Below are 8,698 nucleotides of genomic sequence, written 5' to 3' on the forward strand. Positions count from 1 at the left end.
CTTACCTATCTGTATGAAGATTGGGGTTGCTGCGGCAGCTCCTTTTCTTGTTCCACTAACGGGGCAGGATTGTTGAACAAGGATATATCTGTTAAAAATGAAATTGTAGATTTCTATTTCTTTAGGAGGTATATATTGAAAAAATTCCGAGGAAAGAAACGTTATTTTCGTGAACTATGGAAACAAACAGAAGTAAATACATGTGACATTCAACTTGATGAGTGGTTCGATATTTGGCATAGACATCTTGATTTTTGGGGAATTGGTAATGATAGTGTGAGATTTAGAAAAGAACATGTAAAAGCACATATGGCTTTATACAATAACTTATTAAAGGAACTTGAAACATTTAATAAACCATACCAATCTTGGGTGTTAATTAACTTGAATGACGCTGGACAAGATGCAGTATTTATTCATACGTTCAATCCCAACAGTGACAATTATCCATATAAAAACCATAATATTGACTGGAATTGCAGTATTCTTAACACTTTCAAGGAACTAATAGATATAAAAAGTTATAATGTGGGCTTTTTAAGTAATGAATATGGAGAAAGGTATTATATCCAATCCAAGTTTTATGGAACTCCGTTATAAACTTGCTTGATACAAGTCTTATGAGACATTATGAAGTCTAATTTAAAGGTGATTTAATTATGTATCAATAGGTTATACTCCATTGAGATTGTGAAGAGATGTACTTAAACTAACGGGCAGATTAGTTGAAGAAGGAATGTTACAAAAAATATTGAGAGGCTAATTTTTATTTGAAATTCTGGAGGAAAGTGAATTGATAGAAAAAGGAATTTTTTTATCTGTTATAACTATTTATATATTGTTCGTTGTCTTAAAGGACTTCAATATTTTACAAAATGAATTTAAACTAAATCCAATAAAAATTGTAGTTAGAATAAGTCTCCTACTCCTTACAGAGACTACTTTTGATTAACCAATTATTTTATTAGTTTAAAAAGGAGAGAATTTTATGAAATCAACAAAATCTGTTGAACCATTATTTACCTCATTTGAAATTGGAGAATTGAAGCTTGAAAATCGATTTGTTATGGCACCAATGACCCGCAAGTTTTCACCGAATGGGATTCCAGGTTCCAATGTAGCTGAATATTATCGACGACGAGCTGAGAACGGAGTTGGTTTAATTATCACTGAAGGTACTCTAATTGAGCATCCTGCAGCTGGAGCAGAACCTGATGTCCCACATTTTTATGGTGAAGAAGCTCTAAACGGATGGGCGCAAGTTGTTAAGGAAGTACATGAGGCTGGAGGGAAAATTGCTCCACAGATTTGGCACACTGGTATGGCGCGCGAAAAGAAAAATTTTCCTGATTCAGATGTCAATCCAATCGGTCCATCAGGTATCAGTTTAACTGGTGAAAAGGTATCTGAACCGTTAAGCGTCGAAGAGATTCAAGAACTCATTCAAGCTTACGCAAATGCTGCCTCTAATGCTAAGAAACTTGGGTTTGATGCAGTGGAAATACATGGCGCTCATGGATACCTTATAGACCAGTTCTTCTGGGACGTAACCAATAAGCGTACAGATGAATATGGTGGTGATCTAGTAAGTCGCACACGTTTTGCTGTAGACGTAATCAAAGCCGTGCGTCAAGCTGTCGGTCCTAACTTCACTATTATTTTCCGATTTTCTCAATGGAAAGCTACCGACTATAATTTCAAACTAGCAAAGACTCCCGATGAATTGAAAATTTTCCTTGAACCGCTGTCTGAGGCTGGTGTAGATATTTTCCATGCTTCAACACGACGATTCTGGAAGCCAGAGTTCGAGGAATCAGACCTTAACCTGGCTGGCTGGGCTCGTAAAATTACTGGTAAACCAGCAATTACAGTCGGATCAGTTGGTTTGGATTCTGAGGCCATGAGCTTATTCACGGAAGGTAAGGGTGGACAACCGGCAGATATCGATAATCTGATCGACCGTCTTGAGCGAGAAGAGTTTGATCTTGTGGCCGTTGGACGAGCACTACTAAGCGATCCGGCTTGGGTAGCAAAAATTCGTGAAGGTAACACCGAAGAACTGCGTTCATTTACGAAGGAAGCTTTAAATATTTTGAAATAAATACAAGGAGTTACTATTCTCTTTGATAAAAAACAGGCAGCTTGCTAAAAATGATAAGCCGCCTTTTTTTGAAAATTTTATATACTCTTATGAGAAAAGAATTCTTATAAATTATTTAAAGCATCTGCTATTGGAGTTTTACCATCGCACATTGTTATGAATTTACCAATATTTTACAGATGAGACTTTTACATATCTTTCTAAATGTATTGAAAAGAATTATAAAAATTATAGTTTATGGGGTATGAGTGAAATTAATAAAGATATTTGGGAACGAATCCTTAACGATCTTGAGGGATTGAATCGATATTTAACAAATAACCCTACTGAGAGTGAATTAAAGAATAGGATAGGGTTTTTGTTTGTGGGAGAAACAGAAAAAATTTTAGAAAAAACTACGAGCAAAATATTTTAAGTTTAACTTTTTTAATAAATGAATTTAAAAAATGGATAACAGACCAACTAAAAAATCAAGAGTATATAACTATTTTAGGGATTTAATTGAAATATCTTTATTGAACTAACGCATGCATTAGTTTAAGTAGAACCCGTTCCACAACTCTTAGAATGTGCAAGATTGTCGTAACTTTACGATTTTAAATGCAATTTAAGAGATGTTGTTCTTGTCCACAAACGGAGCCTTGATACATATCCTGGCTCCAGAGTTAATATTTTAGTTTATCAAAGCAGAAAATCAAGTGATAATGCTAGGATAACTAAATCGAAAAAACAAAGGGCTATCCGTATAGTCTTTATAGACTTTTTTAGACAGCCCTTTTTACTTTGAACTATATATTAACCGATAAATGCTTCCTTATTTGCTTTAGCAAAAGTCTCAAAAGAGGTTGCTTTATGTCCGGTTATTTCTTCTACCGTATTGGAGACATTTGCTGTGTGACCTAACTTCATAATCTGATAATGTTCTAACAAGCCTTCAACGATTTCAGTAGGCATGCCTGTTTTTTGCATAGAAGCGCGAGCAGCTTCAACAGGTACGTCTACGTACTTAATTGATTTTCCGGTTACTGAAGAAAGAATTTCCGCAATTTCGGCGCTGGAAAGTGCTTCTGGTCCCGACAAGTAATATGCTTTGTTCTCATGGTCTTCTTCCGTTAAGACCCGATAGGCAACCTGGGCTATATCGCGGGAATCAATGTAAGCCGCTTTTCCGTCGCCATGCGGCGCATAGAAGGCTCCATGTTCACGAATGGTATGCGAGTTAAATTTAACTAAGTTTTGCATAAATGTATTTGGGCGCAAGAATGTATACGCCATGCCGGACTGCTCTATTTCTTTTTCGACTGCATTATGCCACTTTGCCAATGTATCCAATTCAGCCCCGCCGCCCGATAACTTCACAAGATGCTTCACACCGGCTTTTTTAGCTGCACGAACAATCGAAGAAGAAAGTTCCACCATATTCGGAAGAAGAGGTGTTGCAAAATATACTTTTTGGATACCGTTCATGGCATTTACCAGTGAGTCGAAGTCGTTTAGATCGGCTTGAACCAACTCGACTCCCAATGCTTGCAGTTCGCTTGTTTTGCTTGTGGGACGAACAGTAACACGCGTTTTATGTCCGTTCTTCGCCAGAAGTTTCACCAATTCTTTGCCTGTTGTTCCGGTAGCTCCTATCACTAATATAGCTGCGCTCATACTAAAAACTCCTCTCGTTGGTCAATTACATTTTAATTATGATCAAAATTTCAAAATTTAATATTTGTCACTCTTTCCTTATGCTAATGGTAATTCTTTTTATTTGATGTGAGGTTTGCGAAGAAATAAACTTAAAATCGCACCAACCGTGGCAATGCAGGCTATAATTAAGAATGTGTCACCAAAAGCTAAGGCATTGATTTTTAAATTTACGGCGTGTTCGCCAGCGTCCGCCATACGCTCTCTTATTTGTGAAGATAAGTGTCCCGTTAAAGCGGCTACGGCAAATGAATTCACAACCTGTATAGTAGCTGATGTTAAAGGTGTTACTCGGCTTACCAGTTCACGAGGAGCAGACTTTAAAACATGTGCATTTAATGGCATCATTGATATGGCCATGCCACATCCCACCATAAAAAGTATAATCATTAACGCAATTACTCCGGTATTTAGATTTACCCCAGAAAGCAAAAATAAAGCAATTGACATAAGGCTCAAACCGGTAAAGACAAGAGGTCGGGCGCCTATTTTATCGGATAATTTCCCCGCGAATGGCGTAAATATTAGACCTCCCAAGGAAATAGGGAGGGAGATTGCCGCACTCACGAGAGGTGTTCGACCTAATACGCCTTGTTGGAATAAAGGATTCAAGAGAATAGTCCCGATCATGGAGGCTTGTAAAGCCCAAGTTATGATAATACCGCGAGTAAAATCTAATGATTTAAATGCACGCAGCTCCAGCAATGGTTGCTTATGACGTAGTTCTACGAAAATGAAAATGAGAAGTGTGACACCCCCAACAATCAATCCCGTTAATGCGCCAGTGGAACTCCAGCCCCTTCCTCCCTCACTGACACCATAAGTTAGCATGGAAAAGGCGATCGGGGCAAGAATCATTCCTAGAATATCGAGGGCAGGTGCTTTACCACGCTGCTGATTGGGCAGAAGCTTTAGACCAACAATCACGGCAGCTATTCCAATTGGTAAATTGATTAGGAAAATCCAATGCCAAGATGCTACCTCAATTAACCATCCAGATAGCAAAGGACCTGTAGCGGGGGCAATTAGCATAGGTATACCAAGCATCCCCATAACGGCTCCCCTTTTATCGGGGGGGGCCATTTTAAAAGATATTGCCATACCGATGGGAGTTACCATTCCACCACCAAGGCCTTGTATTATACGGAATAAAATCAGCAGTTCAGGAGTTTGGGCGAAGGCGCAAAGGACTGAACCAATAGTAAACAAAGTAATCGTAATGAGGAAAATTCGCTTGGCTCCAAATTTATCTGTCATCCAACCAGCTAAAGGAATAATCGTAGCTAGCGCAAGTGTATAACCGGTTACGGTCCATTGAATTGTTTCCAATGAACTGTTAAAATATTTTTGTAAACTAGGGATAGCAACATTCATAATTGTAGTATCAAGAAGAACCATAAACATACCAATCATAACGGCAAGAAGTGGAGCGATAATAGTTTTGACCGAGAACTCTTGAGATGATGTTAATTTCTCAGCTGCTTGTGTAGACATTTAAACGTTCCTCTCTTCTGTGGCTTGATGCCTAGCAAACATCATATATATTTGACTTGTGGTTTTCCGGAAAAACCAATTGGTCATTACGTGCTTAATTTTATCTAATTTTTTAAGAATGTCAATTCTTTTTTGAAAAGAGGAAGTAGATTGAGTATTGTCAAACAAAACATCATGGATTCCGCTGAACGTTTTTTTTCAGAAAAAGGCTATCTTGCAACATCGATTCAGGATATCGCTGATGATTGCAAAATCGCAAAAGGGTCATTATATAAATTTTTTCCTTCTAAAGAGGATCTATTCGTAGAGGTGCATCACTCAAAGCAGGAAAGCCTTTTCGAAAAAATGGAAGAGATTAGATCGGACACGACACTTACCTTAAGAGAAATTTTCATTCGTGAAACCGAATGTCAATTTTATTTTTTTATTGAGAATAATTTTATAATGAAGAATACTTTTGAAATGCAAGGTAGTGAAGGGAAAATTGCCTCTATTCTGCTTAGTCAACGAGCAAATATTCTCAATATGAATAAAGATGCCTTGATTCGTAGGTTTGGTAAAGAAATAGAACTTAATATATGGGACCTTGTATCGGTTTATAATGGGATCGTTAAAGAGTATCTTTTCTTAATAATATTTGATAACAGGCCGTTAAATATAAGAGATGTTTCTATGTTTATTGTGGATCTCTTAGAGGAAGTCGTTGGCGGGGTCCTGAATAAAAAACCAAAAGCAATTTTACAAAATAACATGATGGATAATTATGTGGAATCAGCTTATAAAGGCAACACTGTTTCTGTAGCTGAACAAAGACGTAAGCTGTTCGAGCTTCTTTTCTCTACCCTAAAAGAATTGGCGATAACGAATTATCACAAAACAGAACTGCATGAATCGCTCGTTATACTCCAGGAGGAAGTAGAGCGAGAACAGCCTAGATCTGCACTAATCCTTGCCATGCTTCAGTTTTTGAAGAAAGAGCATGAGCTTAAAAGCATCATTGAACAATTGAGAAAACTGTGCTTCAATTTGGATGAGTAATTATTTTTTAAGTTGCTAATGTGAAGAACAGCTAAATATCTGGTTTTGGGATATGTCCAACAGATTAAGTGTCGGAGCAGGCTTTCGTGTAGCCGCCGCCCCACCAGTTAAAATTTTCCATCTACGAGGATTCGCCGGTCACCCCGGCGATCAGTACGTGTACGACTGCTGGTCCGATGCGCTCGACAATATTGTGAAAAACACTTAAACAAACGGGTGCGATGCTTCAATACGGAGGATTGCTATTTGCTTATTGAAGTAATGTCTCAGGATAGTTTAATAACAGTCAAAAATACAAAAAAATTGATTCTTTTTCAATCGCTTAAAACCTAGATTAAATTTTAGCGATAAACCGGTGTCATTAACCAAATTTGTTATAGTTAATTCTATTTATATTTGAAATTACACCTAACAACTTGTTAGGTGTTTTTATATTAAAACAACACTCATAATTAAATGACATTAGGAAAAAATACGAAAAAAATGAGGAGGATATATATGTACAAACTTGCTTTTGCACTCCCCTTTTTGTTTACTTTATGGCTTGCAAATCCGGCATATGCAGTCGAAGTAAATGGCATTATTCAGATTATGGATCAAAACAATAAAGTTATAGTAAAGAAAAATATAACATTTGAAGAGGGAGACACTATTTACGACATAACCAAAAATAACTTTGATGTAGCGGAAACAAACGGTATGATTACAGAAATCAATGGATTGGTTGAAAAACCTACAGAAAACATCCATTGGGCTGCATTTATTGATGGTGAATTTGTTGAAATTCCACCAGACGATGTAGGACTTTACGCAAATGATATTTTATCTTGGGCGTTAAGGGATTACGATAAACAAGAAATAATGAAATAAAAAGAAATGTTCATCACGGAGGTTAAATAATTCGCCTCTTTAGAAATAAGAGTTGAAGAACCAGCTGCCAATCTCGGCAGCTTTTTTATTTAAGTAACGAAGCAGGTTAGCTGAAGAAGGAGAATAATCAATGAAGGCGAATTATCTAATAAAATATATATTTGAGGAGTTACAAAATGCTTTCGAAATATATAAATGAAATAGATAAATTGTATAAAGATGATAAAAAAAAATTAAGAACGGGAACAACTTTATACGGTCATCTTTTTGATAATCGGTGGCAAACCAAAATACATTGCCCATTACCAGGTGAAGATTTAACCAAATTGGAGAATGAGTTTGGTACATTACCCAATGTCTATAAAGAACTTCTGCAAGTAACAAATGGATGTTATTTATTTGATTTAATTAATATTGCAGGAAAGCAAGATGGATATAAGGGATTATCACACGAAGAAATGGTAAACACACCTACTCCCATAAGAAGAATAGTACCCTTATCTATTTGGGAGAAAGCTAACAAAAATAATTTATTTGTTTTCGCAACTTCTATGGTTAATGAGAGTTTCTATGTAGTAGATTCATTATCGGGCAAGGTTCAGGAAATTAAATTTAAAAGGTTTAAAACAGTCCAAGAATATAAAAATTTAGAAGAACTATTGTATAAAATTTTAGTGGAAGGTAAAGAGTTAGTCGATAGTGGAACATATATAGATTTTTATTAATTTTTCCACCATTTGGAGAGAAAAATGTATAAAGTTCTTCTTCAGCTAACGGGTGCTTATGTTTAACAGAGAGTTGCGGTGGCTGCTCTTTTTTTTTGTTCCACTATCGGGGCAGTTTAGTTAAACAACAATATCAAAATAGAGGATTTTTAGCTTCCGTAAAGAAAGAGTAAATAAAAAGTGGTGAGGGGATGAAAAAAAATTGGAAGCAAATAACCATATCATTCAGATAAAGCCTTGGGAGGATAATGACCTTGATTTACTTTTTCGTATTAACGCTCCAGAAATGATGCAGCATCTTGGTGGTCCAGAGAGTAAAGAGCAGATTTTGAATCGACATAAACGATATCTTGAGCTTGGTAATAGAGGACGTATGTTCAGCATTATATTGTTACCGGGATTAGAAACAGTAGGTTCTGTGGGTTATTGGCAAACTACGTGGAATAATGAAAGTGTATATGAAACTGGATGGAGCGTTCTACCCTCGTATCAAGGGAAAGGAATAGCTACAAAAGCAGTAAAGTTAGCAATAGAAGAAGCAACTAGTGAGAACAAATATAAATACATTCACGCATTCCCATCGATTGATAATCCTGCTTCTAATGCAATTTGTCGTAAGCTTGATTTTCAATTTAACTCTGAATGCGAATTTGAATATCCTCCAGGAAGCTTTATGCGGTGCAATAATTGGCGTTATAACTTAATTGGACAATAACTTATTTTTCAAAATAGTTTGTGAAGGAATGTACTTAAGCTAACGGGTGCGTTAGTTGTG

8 protein-coding genes are annotated in these 8,698 nt (G+C 36.5%); 6 read left to right on the top strand and 2 right to left on the bottom strand.

Annotated features, from left to right (window positions below; translation table 11 throughout):
- A partial coding sequence (locus COE25_RS29805) for a hypothetical protein (protein WP_257209024.1) occupies window positions 1-600 on the top strand: 600 nt, incomplete at its 5' end.
- Window positions 601-988: 388 nt separating this feature from the next.
- On the top strand, window positions 989-2,101 hold the full coding sequence (locus COE25_RS29810) for an NADH:flavin oxidoreductase (protein WP_098935215.1): 1,113 nt from the start codon (window positions 989-991) through the stop codon (window positions 2,099-2,101).
- A gap of 795 nt (window positions 2,102-2,896) precedes the next feature.
- Here the strand turns inward: COE25_RS29810 and COE25_RS29815 are convergent.
- Together COE25_RS29815 and COE25_RS29820 are read right to left on the bottom strand one after the other, a co-directional pair.
- Window positions 2,897-3,757, bottom strand: coding sequence for an SDR family oxidoreductase (locus COE25_RS29815; protein WP_098935216.1), 861 nt, complete (start codon window positions 3,755-3,757; stop codon window positions 2,897-2,899).
- A 99-nt stretch (window positions 3,758-3,856) separates the two neighbouring features.
- Entirely contained in the window at window positions 3,857-5,290 is a 1,434-nt protein-coding gene (locus COE25_RS29820) for a DHA2 family efflux MFS transporter permease subunit (RefSeq protein ID WP_098935217.1), read from the bottom strand.
- 150 nt (window positions 5,291-5,440) lie between these two features.
- Between COE25_RS29820 and COE25_RS29825 the strand changes: the two genes are divergently transcribed.
- From COE25_RS29825 to COE25_RS29845, 4 genes are all read left to right on the top strand, one after another.
- On the top strand, window positions 5,441-6,328 hold the full coding sequence (locus COE25_RS29825) for a TetR/AcrR family transcriptional regulator (RefSeq protein WP_098935218.1): 888 nt from the start codon (window positions 5,441-5,443) through the stop codon (window positions 6,326-6,328).
- Window positions 6,329-6,826: 498 nt separating this feature from the next.
- Complete coding sequence (locus tag COE25_RS29835) at window positions 6,827-7,198, top strand: DUF4430 domain-containing protein (RefSeq protein WP_098935219.1); 372 nt, start codon at window positions 6,827-6,829, stop codon at window positions 7,196-7,198.
- Between the two features lie 176 nt (window positions 7,199-7,374).
- Window positions 7,375-7,923 carry an SMI1/KNR4 family protein gene (locus COE25_RS29840; protein ID WP_098935220.1) on the top strand — a complete coding sequence of 183 codons (549 nt, stop codon included), beginning with the start codon at window positions 7,375-7,377 and terminating at the stop codon, window positions 7,921-7,923.
- Window positions 7,924-8,125: 202 nt separating this feature from the next.
- Window positions 8,126-8,638, top strand: coding sequence for a GNAT family N-acetyltransferase (locus COE25_RS29845; RefSeq protein ID WP_098935221.1), 513 nt, complete (start codon window positions 8,126-8,128; stop codon window positions 8,636-8,638).
- Window positions 8,639-8,698 lie beyond the last annotated feature (60 nt).

The sequence above is a fragment of the Bacillus sp. AFS031507 genome, assembly GCF_002584635.1.
Classification (GTDB): domain Bacteria; phylum Bacillota; class Bacilli; order Bacillales; family Cytobacillaceae; genus Neobacillus.